Origin of the sequence: Intrasporangium sp., assembly GCF_051961875.1 — a bacterium.
Taxonomy (GTDB): Bacteria; Actinomycetota; Actinomycetes; order Actinomycetales; family Dermatophilaceae; genus Intrasporangium_A.
This window is the reverse complement of the sequence record NZ_JBQCCV010000088.1, coordinates 1-15833: the sequence shown is the minus strand read 5'-3', so window position 1 is coordinate 15833 and position 15833 is coordinate 1. Positions and strand designations below refer to the sequence as shown.

At 71.9% G+C, this 15833-nt stretch carries 14 protein-coding genes; 5 read left to right on the top strand and 9 right to left on the bottom strand.

Features of this window, described 5'->3' with window-relative positions; all coding sequences use genetic code 11:
• Positions 1 to 6 precede the first annotated feature (6 nt).
• Both ACTHJJ_RS05105 and ACTHJJ_RS05100 read right to left on the bottom strand, forming a co-directional pair.
• Positions 7 to 2454: a lysylphosphatidylglycerol synthase domain-containing protein gene (locus ACTHJJ_RS05105; protein WP_440301855.1), complete on the bottom strand. Its 2448-nt coding sequence runs from the start codon at positions 2452 to 2454 to the stop codon at positions 7 to 9.
• A 91-nt stretch (positions 2455 to 2545) separates the two neighbouring features.
• Entirely contained in the window at positions 2546 to 4099 is a 1554-nt protein-coding gene (locus ACTHJJ_RS05100) for an amidohydrolase (RefSeq protein WP_440301854.1), read from the bottom strand.
• Positions 4100 to 4256: 157 nt separating this feature from the next.
• On the opposite strand from ACTHJJ_RS05100, the gene ACTHJJ_RS05095 reads away from it, so the two are divergent.
• Positions 4257 to 5288, top strand: a complete 1032-nt coding sequence (locus tag ACTHJJ_RS05095; RefSeq protein ID WP_440301853.1) for a helix-turn-helix transcriptional regulator — start codon at positions 4257 to 4259, stop codon at positions 5286 to 5288.
• 52 nt (positions 5289 to 5340) lie between these two features.
• On the opposite strand, the gene ACTHJJ_RS05090 is transcribed toward ACTHJJ_RS05095, so the two are convergent.
• The 3 genes from ACTHJJ_RS05090 to ACTHJJ_RS05080 all read right to left on the bottom strand — a co-directional run bounded on the left by ACTHJJ_RS05090 (position 5341) and on the right by ACTHJJ_RS05080 (position 8627).
• Positions 5341 to 6147, bottom strand: a complete 807-nt coding sequence (locus ACTHJJ_RS05090) for a sigma-70 family RNA polymerase sigma factor (protein ID WP_440301852.1) — start codon at positions 6145 to 6147, stop codon at positions 5341 to 5343.
• 228 nt (positions 6148 to 6375) lie between these two features.
• On the bottom strand, positions 6376 to 7959 hold the full coding sequence (locus ACTHJJ_RS05085) for an MFS transporter (RefSeq protein ID WP_440301851.1): 1584 nt from the start codon (positions 7957 to 7959) through the stop codon (positions 6376 to 6378).
• A 14-nt stretch (positions 7960 to 7973) separates the two neighbouring features.
• On the bottom strand, positions 7974 to 8627 hold the full coding sequence (locus ACTHJJ_RS05080; RefSeq protein WP_440301850.1) for a TMEM175 family protein: 654 nt from the start codon (positions 8625 to 8627) through the stop codon (positions 7974 to 7976).
• 67 nt (positions 8628 to 8694) lie between these two features.
• Here ACTHJJ_RS05080 and ACTHJJ_RS05075 point away from each other — a divergent pair, with 67 nt between their 5' ends.
• The gene (locus tag ACTHJJ_RS05075) at positions 8695 to 10077 is read left to right on the top strand and encodes an AI-2E family transporter (protein ID WP_440301849.1); all 1383 of its coding nucleotides are present in this window, start codon (positions 8695 to 8697) and stop codon (positions 10075 to 10077) included.
• Between the two features lie 12 nt (positions 10078 to 10089).
• Here the strand turns inward: ACTHJJ_RS05075 and ACTHJJ_RS05070 are convergent, their stop codons facing one another.
• Positions 10090 to 10296 (bottom strand): hypothetical protein, encoded by a 207-nt coding sequence (locus ACTHJJ_RS05070; protein ID WP_440301848.1) that lies wholly within the window; start codon positions 10294 to 10296, stop codon positions 10090 to 10092.
• Between the two features lie 121 nt (positions 10297 to 10417).
• Here ACTHJJ_RS05070 and ACTHJJ_RS05065 point away from each other — a divergent pair, with 121 nt between their 5' ends.
• Positions 10418 to 11203: an enoyl-CoA hydratase family protein gene (locus tag ACTHJJ_RS05065; RefSeq protein WP_440301847.1), complete on the top strand. Its 786-nt coding sequence runs from the start codon at positions 10418 to 10420 to the stop codon at positions 11201 to 11203.
• 81 nt (positions 11204 to 11284) lie between these two features.
• Here the strand turns inward: ACTHJJ_RS05065 and ACTHJJ_RS05060 are convergent, their stop codons facing one another.
• From ACTHJJ_RS05060 to ACTHJJ_RS05050, 3 genes are all read right to left on the bottom strand, one after another.
• The gene (locus ACTHJJ_RS05060; RefSeq protein WP_440301846.1) at positions 11285 to 11944 is read right to left on the bottom strand and encodes a DUF3618 domain-containing protein; all 660 of its coding nucleotides are present in this window, start codon (positions 11942 to 11944) and stop codon (positions 11285 to 11287) included.
• Positions 11941 to 12387 (bottom strand): phage holin family protein, encoded by a 447-nt coding sequence (locus tag ACTHJJ_RS05055; protein WP_440301870.1) that lies wholly within the window; start codon positions 12385 to 12387, stop codon positions 11941 to 11943. Before ACTHJJ_RS05055 ends, ACTHJJ_RS05060 begins: the two co-directional genes overlap by 4 nt.
• A 194-nt stretch (positions 12388 to 12581) precedes the next feature.
• On the bottom strand, positions 12582 to 13553 hold the full coding sequence (locus tag ACTHJJ_RS05050) for a hypothetical protein (RefSeq protein WP_440301845.1): 972 nt from the start codon (positions 13551 to 13553) through the stop codon (positions 12582 to 12584).
• 154 nt (positions 13554 to 13707) lie between these two features.
• Here ACTHJJ_RS05050 and ACTHJJ_RS05045 point away from each other — a divergent pair, with 154 nt between their 5' ends.
• Both ACTHJJ_RS05045 and ACTHJJ_RS05040 read left to right on the top strand, forming a co-directional pair.
• Positions 13708 to 15429 carry an MFS transporter gene (locus ACTHJJ_RS05045; protein ID WP_440301844.1) on the top strand — a complete coding sequence of 574 codons (1722 nt, stop codon included), beginning with the start codon at positions 13708 to 13710 and terminating at the stop codon, positions 15427 to 15429.
• Positions 15426 to 15833, top strand: a 408-nt coding sequence (locus ACTHJJ_RS05040; protein ID WP_440301843.1) for a MarR family transcriptional regulator, incomplete at its 3' end; no start/stop codon positions are given. The genes ACTHJJ_RS05045 and ACTHJJ_RS05040, both read left to right, overlap by 4 nt.

Here is a 15833-nt window from a genome sequence, read left to right as displayed (position 1 = left end):
CGGGGCTCAGATGATGTTGTGGTGCTGGAGCAGGCGGTGCGCGGCGATGCCGGGCAGGACGGGCAGCCAGAAGGTCAGCACTCGGGCCGTCAGCGAGGCCGCGACGGCGGCGGTCGGGTGGATGCCGATGGCGGTCAGGCCGGCGACGAGCGCACCCTCGACCGCACCGAGGCCACCCGGTGTCGGCAGCAGCTGGCCCAGCGTGGAGGCGACGATGAAGACGGCGACGACCGCGCTGAGCGAGTAGTGCGAGCCGATCGCGGTCAAGGTGGTCGCGAGGCCGGCGGCGGAGAACGCGAGGAACAGCGCCTCGCCCACGACGAGCTGGACCGTGCGCACCGGTCGGCGCAGCGTCGGGACCACCGTGTCGACGAGCCTCCCGAGGATGGCGCGGGCCGGCCACCACACCCGGACCCGGCCCCACGGCGAGGCGAGGAACACGACGAGCAGCACGAACAGGGCCGCGGCCACGACCCAGGTCCACATCGGGATGGCGACCCGACCCACGGGCACCGCGTCACCGATGACGAGGATCCCGACCAGCGTCGCCACTCCGGTCACGACAACCGTGGCGGCCCGGTTGAGCAGCAGCACGCCCACCGCATCCGTGCGAGCCACGCCGAGCCGCTCGAGGAAGGACAGGTTGACCGTGTAGTACCCGAGCGCAGCGACGGTCGTCCGGCCGGTGAAGCCGGCGGCGACCTGGACGGCGATGGTCCGCCACACGGGCAGCGACTGGCGTGCCGAGCCGAGGATGGTGAGCGCGGACGCGACGATCGCGAGCATCCCGAACACGACGGTCGCTCCGAGCCAGTCCCCCCGGGCGCCGGCGATCACGGAGCGCACCGGCGCGCGGGAGGACACCTCCGGCAGGAGCAGGTAGACGGCGAAGCCGCCGGCCGCGAGGATCGCCACCGTCGCGGGCCGCACGGGTGAGCGGAACGGCGGGATCTCGCAGTCGAGCCGCTCGGCGATCGCCTGCCGGAGTCGCAGCAGGTCGGACCGGCGGACCAGCTGTCTCCGGAAGCGCCGGTGCAGGGCGATGGGCTGCAGCTGTGGCAGCGACTGGCGCAGGCTGTCGGGCGGCAGGCCTCGTATGGCGCTGTCGACCGCCCGCTCGACCCCGACGACCGACGTCAGGGTGACGAGCAGCTCGGCGACGTCCTGCACGTTGTTCTCCCGGGGACCACCGACCCGCCCGAAGGTGAAGTCGGTGATGTGGATCCCGCCGCTCTCGTCGACCAGGATGTTCGAGGCGCGCAGGTCGTGGTGGGCCATACGGGCCGAGCCGAGGGCCCGGACAGCGCGCCACAGCGCGTCGAGCTGGTCGTCGGCCACGGACCCCGGCCCGAGGTCGGACAGCAGGCGTCCGTCGAGGTGCCGGCGCACGAGGAACGGCGGCCCGTGCTCGATCTCGCCCGCGAGCAGGACCGGGAGGGTCCCGACCCCGGCCCGCTCCGCGAGCAGGGTGATGTAGGCCTCGTGGGCGACCTCGTGACGGGGCGTCGAGAGGGCCGGGACGGGATCGACCTCGAGCGAGGCGAGCAGCCGCCGGACGCGGTAGCCGACTCCGGCGAGCCGGTGGAGTCGCCGCACCACCTTGACCTGGATGTGCTCCCCGTCCATGGTGCGCACCTCATAGACCTGTGGGCCGAGCAGCCTGCCGGGCAGGCGCACCATCTCCGCGGGCAGGATGCCGACCTGCCGCAGGGCGGCCTGCACGGCGGGGTCCGCGGCCCGACGACCGGGCGCGCCGAGCACGAGGTGCAACAGCGTGCCCTCCCCCCACCCGAACACGGCGGCGGCGAAGACGCCGAGGGGGAGGCCGGTGCCGAGGTACAGGTCCGCGACGGCGACCCCCAGGACGAGGACCCAGCTGAGCCGTCGCTCGATCCGGGTGACGTAGGGGCCGGCCGCACTGGCGACGGCGGCGGCGATCGTCGTGTGGAGCGAGGGAAACTCGAAACCGGTAGCTGACGGGCCCCGGACGACGGTCTCGAGGAAGGCGTGGGTCACGGCCCGGGGCCCGATGAGCTCGTGCACGATGACGACGAGTGCCCACGCGAGGACTCCCGACCAGGCGACCGCGACTGCCATCCGGACTCGGCCGAGATAGAGCGCCAGCCCCGACCCGACGACGATCCCCGGCCAGAAGCCGACCCAGGGCAGCACCTGCCAGAGCGGCGCCGACCACCCCGGCAGGCGCTGGAACTCGTGGAAGATCGCGGCCTCGACCTCGTTGACGCCGGGGGTGCGGGCCGCGAGCAGGCAGGCTAGGACTACGCCGGCCGCGATGGCCATCCGGAGCAGGTCGAGCGGGTGGCGGCCCACGGAGTGGCGCAGGCGGGCGTAGCGGCCGGGTCGCTTGCGTCGCGATGGTGTCGTGCTCGAGGAGTCTGCGTCGTCGGCTGTGTCGGCTCGGTGACGTGAGGAGGTGTCGGGTCCTTCAGTCACCGGCGACCTCCAGTCGGAACGTCCCGCCGACGGTCACTCTTGATGCTCCCACACCGTCCATGGAGAACGAGCGGGTCGGGCCACGCCCAGTTCACAGCATCGAGTGGGTCGCCCGCCCGCCGAGGAACGTCGCCGCGACGGACATGTCGCGGAGCCGGGTGCCCATCGCGGCCGTGTCGGCGGCGGGCAGGTCCCGGCCGAGCGGGTCGTCGTCGAGCAGCACGACGTCCGCCCGCGATCCCACGCCGAGGGTGGCTTGACCATCCGTGCTGGCGGCGAGCGCCTCGGCCGCCGTGATGGCCTGCTCCGGGTGCCAGGGCTCGCGGGCGTCGGCGGTCCGACGGACGGCGGCGGCCAAGGTGAGCCACGGGTCGAGCGCGGCGACCGGCGCGTCGGAGCCCATCGCGAGCTCGACCCCCGCGTCGAGCATCGACTGTAGGGCGAAGCACCGTCCGGCGCGGTCGGGCCAGCACGCCATCGTCACGTCCCGGTCGTCGAGCAGGTGGGCCGGCTGCACGCTCGCGACGACACCGAGTCGCGCCATCCGGGCGAGGTCCTCGAGGCGGACCAGCTGTGCGTGCTCGATCGAGCCGATCGCGCCGGTCGCGGCGAAGGCGTCCAGCGCCGCGGAGACCGCGGCGTCCCCGATCGCGTGCACCGCGACGCGCAACCCGGCAGTGTGGGCTCGCCCGACGAGCTCGCGGAGCTCGTCGGGGGTGTTGTTCTGCTTGCCCCTCGGGAAGTCGAGGTGGCCCGTGCCGGCGTCGGCGTAGGGCTCGCAGCAGTAGGCCGTCCGGGTGTTGAGCGAGCCGTCCGAGATGACCTTGAGCGGGCCCATCTCGATGAGGCCCTGCGAGTCGCCGAGGGACTGGCCCGAGCGCCAGCCCGCTTGTATGACGTGAGCCAGCTCAGCGGCATACGTGGCCGTCCTGACCCGCAGCGACGTGAGGCCGGCGTTGAACCGCTCCGGCCACTCGCGGAAGGCGCCGGTGAACTCCATGTCGGTGATGCCGACGACGCCCTTGGCCGCCGCGGCGGCGACCGCCTGGCGGTAGGCGCCGTCCTTTTCGGCGCCGGTGCCGGGGAGGTCGTCGAGGCGACCGAAGACGGGGAACCAGTCGTTCTCGTCGAGCGGGCCGGTGCGTGGGGGAAGGCCGAGCAGGGCGAGCGCGGCGGAGTTGAGCCAGCCGTTGTGGGCGTCGCCGCTGACGAGGATGACCGGGTGCTCGCCGGACACGGTGTCGAGCTCGGCGACGGTGGCCGGCCGCGGCCACGTCGCGGACCGCTGACCGTAGCCGACGATGACGCTCGACCGGTCGCCCTGCTCGCCGCGGTGGGCCACCTCGCGGCGGACCCGGTCGACGACGTCGTCCGCGGTCTGCGTGCCGCCCACGTCGAGCCGGGTCAGGGCGAGCGACCACTGGGCCATGTGCACGTGGGCGTCCCAGAGCCCGGGGATCGCCCAACGCCCACCGGCGTCGTGGACCTGCTCCTCCCGCGTGGGGGAGAGCGACTGCGCGACCTCGGTGATCCGGCCGTCCCGGATGCGGAGGTCGACGGGGTGGTCCAGGGTGGCGCCGGCGCCGATCGGCACGAGGCGCGCCTGCCGGATGAGGGCGGGCGGGAAGAGGGCGTCCGGGCTCATGCGGACAGGGTAGGTTCCGCCGCCCCGAGCCGGAGGTTCCGGTCTGCCTCGCGACCGGCAGGGGAATCCCGCACAATGAGGAAGGCAGTCCATAGGACAAGCGGGGGGGACACGGTCAGGGGGGCCCGTCCGCAGCACCTCGTCAGCTGGGAGCGTCGTGGACCATCCCGTCGAGCAGGTCGTCGGTCGGCAGGACCGCATCCCGCCGAACGGGACCGTGTCGCACTCGCCTCCCGCCCGGACGAGCTTTGCGACGACCGATCCGGAGCGGGTCGGCGACTACGTCCGGCGGGCCTTCGGCCCCGGCGTCACCGTCCGGGCCGAGGAGCCGGAGGTGCACCTGCGCGTCGAGGGCATCCACGCCGGCTCGTACCGTGTCGACGACGTGGCGCTCAGCGGGGCCAGCGTGACCGTCGAGCCTCACCCGGTCCTCGTGGTCGCCCGGCTGCTCTCGGGGTCCATCGACTGGCGGCAACGCCGGGCCGGCGACCGGTTCGGGATAGGCGACGTGGTCATCCTCGGTGACGTCGACGTCGGGCACCGGAGCCGCTGGTACGACGCCGGCGCGGTCGTCGTGACACTGACGGCCGAGCTGATCCAGCGGGTGGCGGCCGATGACTCGGAGGCACGGGTTCGACGGGTCAGGTTCACGGGGCGCCGGCCCGTCTCACCGGCGGCCGCGCGGCAGTGGCTCCAGACAGTCGGCTTCGTGACCGAGAGCATCACCAACGAGGAGGCGGCAGCCTCGCGGCTCGTCATCGGCAGCGCGGGGCGCCTCCTCGCCGCGACCGCGCTCGCCACGTTCCCGAACACGTCGGTCCTCGATGATCGGCGGGTCGATCGCAGTGATGCAACCTCCGAGACGGTGCGCCGCGCCCTCGCCTTCATCGAGTCGAACGCCGACCTCGACATCGGCGTCGAGGACATCGCCCAGGCAAGGTGCGTCACGGCTCGTGCCGTCCAGCTCGCCTTCCGGCGCCACCTGGACACCACGCCCATGGCCGAGCTGCGCCGCGTGCGCCTCGCGCGGGCCCATGACGACCTGCGCAACGCGTCGCCCGACGACGGCACAACTGTGACCCTGGTCGCCGCCCGGTGGGGGTTCCCGAGCCCGAGCCGGTTCTCGAGCCTCTACCGCGGTGTGCACGGCCGCCTGCCGAGCCAGACGCTCCGCGGCGACGAGCGATGAGCCCGTCGGCGGCCCGAACCCGTGGAGAGGTGGCGTCCGCGCCCGAGACGACTCAGGCGATGCGCTCCCGACGCGCGGGCCTCACCCCCATGAGCGACCGCAGCCGGCGCAGCACCGATTGGACCAGGCGTGAGACCTGCATCTGGCTCACCCCGAGCCGGTCACCGATCTCCTTCTGGGTCAGCCCCTCGACGAAGCGCAGCCGCACGAGCTCGCGGTCGGCCCCGCTCAGCGTGCCGAGGGCCTCCCGCAGGGTGAGCCTGTCGGCCGCCGAGTCGAGCTCACGGTGCCGGGTCGGCAGCTGCTCGCCGAGCGTGGGTCGCTCACCGTCGCCATAGGTGAGGTCGAGCGACAGCAGGTGAAAATTCTGCTCCGCGGCGAGGCACTCGGCCAGCTCGCACACCTGCACGTCGAGCGCACCGGCGAGGTCTGCCGGGCGGGGGGTCCTGCCGTGCTCGTGCTCCCACTGCTCCCGCACGGCCCGGACCCGCGGGCTCAGCTCCTGGATGCGGCGCGGCGGGCGGACGGTCCAGCCGTGGTCGCGGAAGTACCGTTTGACCTCGCCACTGATGGTCGGGAGTGCGAAGCGGAGGAACGACGTGCCCTCCTCGGGTCGATATCGCCGGACCGAGACGACGAGGCCGACCCGGGCGACCTGGACCAGGTCCTCGTAGGGAATACCGCGACCGGCGTAGCGCGCGGCCCGGCGGTCACAGAGGCCGAGGTGACGGGCGACGAGCTCTTCCTCGATCCGCCTCGCCTCGGCGGCGTCGGACGTCGCGCGCAGCCGGCGGAAGAGTGCCTCGGTGTCGTTGTCGGCTTCGGTGGTGCGGAGGTTCGTGGTGGAGGGACGTGCCATGACTCATCTCCAGCATCCTGTGATGACCCATTCGGCTCGGGGTTTGAACCGTGTCGCGAAGCGATGCATCCACGATTCAGGGCGCGCGGGCCCGGGTGCCGTACGAGAAGCGAACACTTCTCCCCGGTGACTGCCCCCAGAAACGAAGCGGGCGGTTCGCCCTCCCCGTGACGGTATGCCGCTGGACCGGCGCGCCGTGGGCCGGTCCCGTCCGCGCGGGGGCGGGTCTCAGTGGTCCTTGGGCAGGCTCGGCGTGAAGAAGTGCGATGCCTCCACCGGGGGGTCGGACAGCGCCTTCGCCCGTCGGTCGATCTCACTGTCGTAGCCGGTCAGCCGCCCCTCGTGCTGGAGCAGGTGCTCGGCCCAGGAGGCCACGGTGTACTGCTCGATGAAGCGGTCAGGTGACTCCCCGTCGCGGTAGAGCTGCCACGAGGTGCCTCCCGTGCGGAGACGCGACCGCCGCAGGGCCGGCATGAGCCGGAGGAACTCGTCCTGTCGCTCCGGCGCCACCTGGTACCGGGCGACGACGAGCACCTGCCCGGGGTGCTCCCCCGGCTCGAGGAGCAGGTGCGGTTCCGGCCAGATGAGCGCGGCACGCCGGTCGACGCCCTGGATGTCGCGCAACGGCCAGAGCCGGATCGAGGCGGCGCTCAGCACGAGCAGGGCCGCTGCCGCGAGGTAGGTGGGCCGCACGTCGGTGACCTCCGCGACGATGCCCCAGAGGACACCGGCGGCCGCCATCGAGCCGAACAGGGTCAGCTGGTAGATGGCGAGGCCCCGCGCCCGCACCCAGCCCGGCAGGAAGATCTGCATCTGGGCGTTGAGGGTCGACAGGATCGCGATCCAGCTGGCGCCCATGGGCAGCAGGGCCAGCATCGCCACCACGACGTTCGGGACCAGGACCAGCGCGGCCAGCCCAGCGGCGTACACGGTGCTGGCGACCGCGATCATCCCGTTGGAGTTGAGGTAGGTGCGCAACCGGGAGAGGCCGAAGGCGCCGAGCACCGACCCGATGCCGAGCATCGCGAGCATGAGCCCGTAGCCCCCAGCGCCGAGGTGCAGCGTCCGGTTCGCCACGAGGGCGAGCAGCGCCCAGAGGGCGTTCGCCGGGAAGACGAAGAGCGCGCAGCGCAGCAGGATGCGGCGCACGACGAGGGCATTGCGGACATAGCGGCTGCCCGCACGGAGCGCGGGCAGGAAGGGTTCTTCACCCGGCGTGTCCTGCTCCGGCCGGCGCCAGCCGAGCAGGATGAGCGCGAACGCGACGAAAGAGGCGGCGTTGAGGGCGAACGTCACGGGGACCCCGAAGCGGGCCACGATGAGGCCCGCCACCGCGGGCCCGATCGCCCGGGCCGTGTTGACATTGATCGACCCGAGGATCGAGGCCGACGGGATCTGTTCCGTCGGGACGAGGTCCGGGATGACGGCCTGGTAGGCCGGTGCCTGCACGGCCGCGCCCACGCCGAGGGCGAAGGTCAGGAGCAGCAGGAGCGTCGGCTGCATCTCGCCCAGGAGCGTCAGGACGGTGAGGAGGAGCGCGACGACCGTCTGGAACGTCTGGACCGCGATGAGCAGGCGCCGTCGGTCGAAGGTGTCCGCGAGGACGCCGGCCGGCAGGGCGAGCAGGAGGACGGGCAGTGCCTGGGCGGTCTGCACGAGCGACACGAGTGCTGCGGCGCCCGGCGCGTGGACGAGGAGCCACTGCGCGCCGACCGTCTGCATCCACGTGCCGATGTTGCTGACGAGGGCGCCGACCCACAGCCAGCGGAAGAGCGCGATCCGCAGGGGAGCGGTCGGGGAGGTGGCCGTCATGGTGCCGGCGCCGCTCACCGTCGTGCGTCCCGCTGGTCGAGGTGCCGGGTGATGCGCCGGGCGATGGTCCGGGTGAGCGCGAGGAGCAGGGTCGGCAGGTAGCCGAGTGCCGGGATGGCGAGGCACAGCGCGAGGGCGAGAGCGAAGAGGCCGGCGAGCACCAGGCACCCGACCCGTCCGGGGCGGGTGCGCGGCGCATCGGGGGCACGCAGCGTGGGCCGACGCTCCAGGAGGGCGTACATCGCCAGCGCGACGAGGCTGCTCAGCAGCATGGTGCCGAGGTAGAGCACCTTCTGGAGGGCGTCCGGGTGCATCGCACCGGTCATGGCCGTCGGCACCGGCAGCCAGACGATCGTCAGCAACCAGCAGAAGTTGAGCAGCAGGAGCCCACCCGTCCAGTGCTCGACGCCGAGGAAGAGGGTGTGGTGCTGCACCCAGAAGGCGGCGATGACCGCGAAGCTGATCGCGAAGCTGAAGAGCTGGTCGCTGTGCTCCCCGAGGAAGCGGCCGGTGCCCACCCCGGTGTGGGCTGCCTGGGAGACGCTTTCGAGCAGCGGGAGGATGAGCAGCGTCAGGGCGATCGCCACGACCGCGTCCGTGAACACCTTTATCCGTTCGGCGGAGCGCCAGCTCTGGAGCGGGCCAGCAGACCCGGACCTGGCGGCCATGCTCGCAACCTACTCCCGCACGGGTGGGTACGGTCGGGGGAGAATGAATCCGACGAACGGAGGTCCGATGGCGGGCAGGTCGTGGCTGCGCCGGCTGCTGGTCCAGGTACCGCCGCCCGGGAGCCGGGTGTCGCAGGGTCAGCGCGCCCCTGAGGGCAGGGTCTCGAAGGACGAGCGGGGCGCGCAGAGCCGGGTCGCGCCGCTCGAGGCCAACGCCGACCCCACCATCGAGGACGTCGCCGGGCCCCCCGAGTCACCCTCCGCGGACGTCCGGACGGGTCATGCCGGAGCGGCGCCGCTGGCGCGGCCCCACGCCCCCGGACGGTCCAACGTGCAGTGGATCGCGTTGGAACCGAGGGCCTTTCACCGCGCCGTCATCTTCGTGCTGGCGGCCGTGTCGGTGTGGCTGCTCGCGATCTGGGCCTTCCACGTCACGGCGCACTTCCTCTTCCTGATCCTGCTCGCCTGGCTCATCGCCATCGCCATGGAGCCGGCGATCGAGTGGCTGATGCGCCACGGCTGCGGGCGCACCCTCGCGACCGGGATCACGGGATGCGTGAGCCTGGTCCTGATCCTCGCGGTGGGCGCCCTCTTCGGCAGCGAGCTGGCGAAGCAGGTCTCCCAGCTCGCCGTCGAGTGGCCACAGATCGTGTCCGGCGTCGTCGACTGGGCCAACGGCACGTTCCGCCTGTCGCTCGACCCGTCGAAGATCACCTCGGCCATCGACGTCACCAGCCTCGCGAACTACGGCACGGCCGTCGCCCAGGGCGCCTTCGGGGTCCTCGGCACCCTCGGCTCGATCACCTTCGACCTGCTGACGGTGATCGTCTTCGCGTTCTACCTCGCGGCGTCGGGACCGCGGCTCCTGAAGCACGTCGCGTCGTGGCTGCCCCCGGACAAGCAGGAGGTGTTCGCAACCGTCTGGGCGACGTCCACGGCGAAGACCGGCGGCTACGTGATCTCGAAGCTGATCCTGATCGCCCTGTCGGCGTTCTTCCACGGGATCTTCTTCTACTTCCTGGGCCTGCCAGGATGGCTGCCGCTCGCGCTCCTCAGCGGCGTGACCAGCCAGCTGGTCCCGCTCATCGGCACCTACCTCGGGGTCATCGCGGCCGTCCTCGTCGCCCTCTTCGAGAACCCGCTCAACGCCGTGTGGGTCGTCGTCTTCGCGACGGTCTACCAGCAGATCGAGAACTACGTCTTCACGCCACGGGTCTCCAACCGTGCCATGGACGTCAGTGCGCCGATCGCGCTGGCCGCCGTCTTCGTCGGAGTCGCGATCTGGGGACCGATCGGCGCACTCATCGGCATCCCCCTCGCTGCGGCCGTCGTCTCCCTGCTCGAGACCTACGGCCGGCGCTACGAGCTCGTGGCCCAGATCGCGGACGTCGGGGAGGCACCGCTCAAGGGCACCGACGGCGAAGGCGACCCGCGGCACCCCCGCCGTTGAGGGGCGTACCGCTCAACGCCGGTAGTCGTCCTCGCCCGGGTCGAGCGGGGCGTCCGTCATCTGCTCGAGGCGGTCCGCCTCGGAGCCGTCCGGCTCGCTGACCGCATCGAGGTCGCCCTCGACCTCGCCGCCGGCGAGCTCCTCGTCGTCGGCGTGCTCCTCGTCGTCGTCGCCCACGGGGCCTGGCTCCGGGGTGTCGGTGATCGGGTCATCGGACATCGCTGATCCTCCTCGATCGTGACGATCCATTGTCCTCCCGTCGCCGTCCCCTCGACATGGCACCCGGCGAGGTGATGGCAGCATGGCGGGAGCAATGACACCGCCCCGAAGGAGTGACGGAGTGAGCACGGAGCAGGAGACCGTCGAGCTGGTCCACTACGAGGTCGACCGCGGCGTCGCCGTCGTGACCCTCGACTCGCCGCACAACCGCAACGCCTTGTCGAACCGGCTCGTCGGTCAGCTCCTCGAGTCCCTGCGGCGAGCCGACGAGGACGAGCACGTGCGGGTCATCGTGCTGACGCACACCGGCACCACCTTCTGTGCGGGCATGGACCTCTCGGAGGCCTCCGAGAACACCGGTGCCGATGCAGCCACTGCCCGCAGCGAGCAGCTCGCCGACCTGCTCCGGACGATCCTCACGTTGGGCACCCCGGTCGTGGCGAGCATCGACGGACACGTCCGTGCCGGCGGCATGGGCATCATCGGCGCCTGCGACATCGTCGTGTCCGGCCCGCGCTCCACCTTCGCGCTCACCGAGGCGAAGATCGGTGTGGCGCCCTCGATCATCAGCCTCGTCGTCCTCTCCCGGCTCACCGACCGGTCGGCCGCTCGGCTGTGCCTGACAGGGGAGGTGTTCGACCCGGCCGAGGCCGCACGGATCGGCTTCGTCACCGAGGCCGTCGAGGACCGGGACGCCGCGCTCAGCAAGCTGCTGACCGACTTCCGGGCCGTCTCCCCGCAGGGGCTGCGCGAGACGAAGCAGCTCGTCAACCACGCCATCCTCGCCGCGTTCGACGCGGACAGGGCGCGCGTCGTCGAGCAGTCGACACGGCTCTTCCGCAGCGAGGAGGCCGCCGAGGGGATGCGCGCCTTCCTCGAGAAGCGGCCGCCCCGCTGGGCCCAGTAGCGGTCGGACCGGGCCGGACGCCACCGAGCCGGGTCCGCACTGGCGTGCGGGCCCGGCTCAGCGGCATACGGAATCGGCGGGTCAGGACTGCGCGCGGTTGGCGGCGTCCTGTGCCGTCTCCTTGACGTCCTGCGCAGAGGACTGCGCCTGCGACGTCACCTCCTGCGCGGAGGACTGCGCCTGCGACTTGACCTCCTCGACCGACTCCTGCGCGGGGCCCTTCAGGTGGTCGGCGACCTCCTGGCCGGCCTGCTTGGCCTCGTCGGCGGCCTGGTGGAGCACCGGCTGGGCCTTCTCCTTGAGGGACTCGGCCGCCTCCTGCTCCTTGCTCGAGGCGGGGAGGAGGGAACCGAGCAGGGCGCCGGCACCGAAGGCGATGAGCCCGGCCGCCAGCGGATTGCCCTGCGTCTGCCTCTTGGCCGAGTGGGCGACGTCATGGGTTGTTTCGGAGACCTGGTCCATCGCCTCGCTGCCCTTGGCCTGCAGGTTCTGGGCCGTGCCCGTTGTCGAGTCGCGTAGGTCCTGGGCGTTGCCCGTGGCCCCGTCGCGCAGGTCCTCGGCCGTGCCCATGATGCGGTCCTTCCAGCCACCCACGCGGCGGCGCATCCTCACCTTCTGGCGGTTCGCGATCGAGCCGGGCGAGACGGCGTCGCCGAGCTGGTTGACGTCGCGGCTCAGGTTGCCGCGGGTGCGTTCGATCTCCATCCGGATCTGGTCCGGGTCGTTGCTCATGGTCGTCATCGGGGGTCCTCGTTTCCCTTCATCGCGTCAGGTATCTGTTTGGCGGTCTCGACCGTCCGCGGCACTCCCTGGACCCGCTTGAGCTCGGTCCGGCCCATCGAGGCGAGCACGCCGGCGACGACGGCCCAGAGGATGGCGACGATGAGCGCCGACCAGCCGAGCCCGAGCCAGTGGCCGATAAGCCACCAGAGCGCGATCGACAGGAAGAGCAGGACGAAGTAGCCGGCCAGCCCCGCGCCGCCGTACATCCCCGCGCCCTTGCCGGCGCGGGTCGCCGACTGCCTGAGCTCCGCCTTGGCCAGCTCGGTCTCCTGGCGCACCAGGGTCGAGAGGTCCGCGGCGATGTCGGAGATGAGATCGCCGACCGAGCCGAGCGGTTCGCCGGGGAGGTCGTCACCCGTCCGGGCGCTGGTGGGCGGCGGCGCGGCGACGGGAGTGTCCATGGGGATGTCGCCCGCATACTCGGGCGTGCCACCGGGCAAGTCCGTCGACCCGGGGGTGCCGGCCGGGTAGTCCACCGGGTAGTCCGCCGGGCCCCTGGGCGGGGCGGGGCCGGTCGCCGGGATGCCCGCCGCCGGGGGCAGGTCACCCGGCTCGTACGGTGAGCCGCCCGAGTAGGGGCTGCCGGGGGTGGAGGTCATCGCTCACCCTCCTCCCACGCGCTGCCCATGGCGTCGGCCGGTGGTGCGCCGGGAGCGCTGGCGGCGCTCGGCTTGGAGGCCTCGGAGATCTCGCCGGGCGCACCGGTCAGGCTCGTGCCCGTCTCCAGGTCCGTGTCCATGGTCCCGGTGCCCGTTCCCGCGGCGCCGCTCGGGTAGTACGACTGCGGGCTCCGGCTGCCAGTGTCCCGGGCCCCGGTCGTGCCGTAGGTCGTGGTCGTCGTTCGGTAGCGGTCCCCGCCGCCCTGGTTCGACTCGGAACCGCCGCCGGTGAGGCCCCGGGTGAGCCGACCCGAGAGGAAACCCGCGCCGGCAGCGATGGCGAGGAAGGTGCCGGGCTTGCGCTGGGCGAAGCGCTTCACCTCGCCCAGGACGTCGCCGGGCTCGCGGCCCTCCAGCCAGGAGCCCAGGGAGTGGGCCTGGTCGGAGGCCTGCCGGGCCAGCTGGGTCGCCATGCTCGAGGAGTCGCCCTTGTCGGCCATCTGGCCGAACTGCTGGCCGAGGTCACGAAGGGACCCGGCGAGACGCTGCTGCTGGTTGCGCGCCTGCTCGGTCAGCTCCGAGCGTGACTGGTCGGCGAGCTTGCGCACCTGGTCCGTGGCGGTCGAGGCGACCTGCCCCACCTGCTCCTTGGCGGTCTGGACGGTGTCCTTCGCGCTCTCGGTCGCCTGGCCACCCAACTGCTGGGCGCCCTCCCTCACCTTGTCGGACGTGCCCCGGGTGTCGACCTCGTCGGCACCCGTCGAGCCGGAGATGTATGCCGTGCCGCTGGCCGCCGATGGACCGCCGAGTCCGGCCGCGGTGGCCGACTCGGTGCCGGCGGCACCACTGACGCCGGCCGCACGTGCCGGTCCACCCGGTGGGGTGGTCGGCGCACCGGTCGGATCCGTGCTGAACTCCGCCCCGGATGCGGGCGTGTCAGCCCATGGGTCGTTGAACTGGTCGGACATCTGTGCTCCTTGGGATCTAGGCGGGCCCCGTCTGGGCCCGGCGCTTCTGGGGTGCGCAGGTAGTGGGCACTACCCGACCCGCCCGAGCCGTAACTCGGGTCTCCTCGGCGCCATCTCAGAGCACGTGCAGGAATGGTTCGTACGGTTGAAACAAATGCCTGGACCACCTGCTTCGCGCTACAAGTGGATCGCCCTGTCGAACACGACGCTGGGCGTGCTCATCGCCACGATCAACTCGTCGATCCTGCTCATCGCGCTGCCGGACATCTTCCGCGGCCTGCAGGTCAACCCGCTCGCCCCCGGCAACTCGAGCTATCTCCTCTGGCTCATCATGGGCTACCTCGTCGTGACCGCTGTCCTCGTCGTGAGCTTCGGTCGGCTGGGTGACATGTTCGGGCGGGTGCGGATGTACAACGCCGGCTTCGCGATCTTCACCGTCTCGTCGGTCCTGCTCAGCATCACGTGGCTGACCGGTGACGCGGGGGCGTTGTGGCTCATCATCGTGCGGATCGTGCAGGGCGTGGGTGGCGCTCTCCTCATGGCGAACTCGAGCGCGATCATCACGGATGCCTTCCCGGCGAACCAGCGCGGCCTCGCCCTCGGCCTCAACATGGTCGCAGGCATTGCCGGCTCGTTCATCGGCCTGGTCATCGGCGGCGTGCTCGCCCCGGTCGAGTGGCGCCTCGTCTTCCTCGTCTCCGTGCCCGTGAGCCTGTTCGGCACCATCTGGGCCTACCTCAAGCTGCGCGACACCGGGGTGCGGCACGAGGCAGGCATGGACTGGTGGGGCAATGTGACCTTCGCGGCCGGGCTCATCGCGATCCTCGTCGGCATCACCTACGGCATCCAGCCCTATGGCGGTCACGTCATGGGCTGGACCAACCCGGCCGTCCTCGCCGCGCTCATCGGCGGTGCGGTCGTGCTGGCCATCTTCTGCGTCATCGAGACCCGAGTGGCGCACCCGATGTTCAACCTCGAGCTGTTCCGGATCCGCGCCTTCAGCGCCGGCAACCTCGCCAGCCTGCTCTCGGGCCTGGGCCGCGGCGGCCTGATGTTCATCCTGATCATCTGGCTGCAGGGGATCTGGCTCCCCCAGCGCGGCTACTCCTTCGAGGAGACACCGCTCTGGGCGGGAATCTTCATGCTCCCCATGACGATCGGCTTCCTCGTGGCCGGGCCCGTCTCCGGGTGGCTCTCGGACCACTTCGGCGCCCGGCCGTTCGCGACCGGCGGCATGGTGATCGCGGCGGCGAGCTTCGTCTGGCTGCTCCTGCTGCCCGTCCAGTTCGGCTACGTGTCCTTCGCCGGGGCGCTGCTCCTCGGCGGCCTCGGCATGGGCCTGTTCGCCTCGCCGAACCGCGCCGGCATCATGAACTCCCTCCCGGCGAACCGTCGCGGTGTGGGTGCGGGGATGAGCACGACGTTCCAGAACTCGGCGATGGTCCTCTCGATCGGCATCTTCTTCTCGCTCATGATCACCGGTCTTGCCGGAGCCCTGCCGCAGGCGATGGTCGCCGGGCTGACCGCGCACGGCGTCTCGGCGGCCCAGGCGCACCAGCTCGCCGCGCTGCCTCCCGTGTCCGTCCTGTTCGCCTCGCTCCTGGGCTACAACCCGATCGGCACCCTCCTCGGGCCCGCCGCGCTGGCCCACCTCTCGCCCGCGAACGCCGGCTACCTGACCGGTCGCGGCTTCTTCCCGTCGCTCATCTCCGCGCCGTTCCACGACGGGCTCGTCGTGGCGTTTGGGTTCGCTATCGCGGCGTGCCTCGTGGCGGCGGCCGCGTCGTGGCTGCGGGGCGGGAAGTACGTCCACCAGGACGAGCCGGTCGCCGTCGAGCAGCCGTCGGCAGGTTCGGTGGGGAGGGCGGCGAGATGACCTCGCGGGCCGAGATGTCAGAACCGGTTTCCGCGGACCGGACCAACGGGCGCGCCGCCCGAACGAATATCAGGGAGCGCATCCGCACGGGCGGCCCGGTCGAGCGCCCGGATGAGGCGGTCTTCGTGCTGGCGGGCGACCTGCGGGCCGAGGTCAACCGGCTCGCCTACCACCTCAGGGCACCGGCGACCCGGTCCGGCATCACACCGACGCGCCTCGCCGCACTCGCCGCGCTCGCGCACGCCGAGTCCGGGATCCGGGCGGGCGACCTCGCGGTCCGGATGGGTATCTCGGCCGCCAGCACGAGCCGGCTCATCGACATCCTCGTCGGCGCCGGCTGGGCCGACCGTGCCCGTGACCCCGACGATGCCCGGGCGGTCCTGCTGACCCTGACCGAAGGCGGC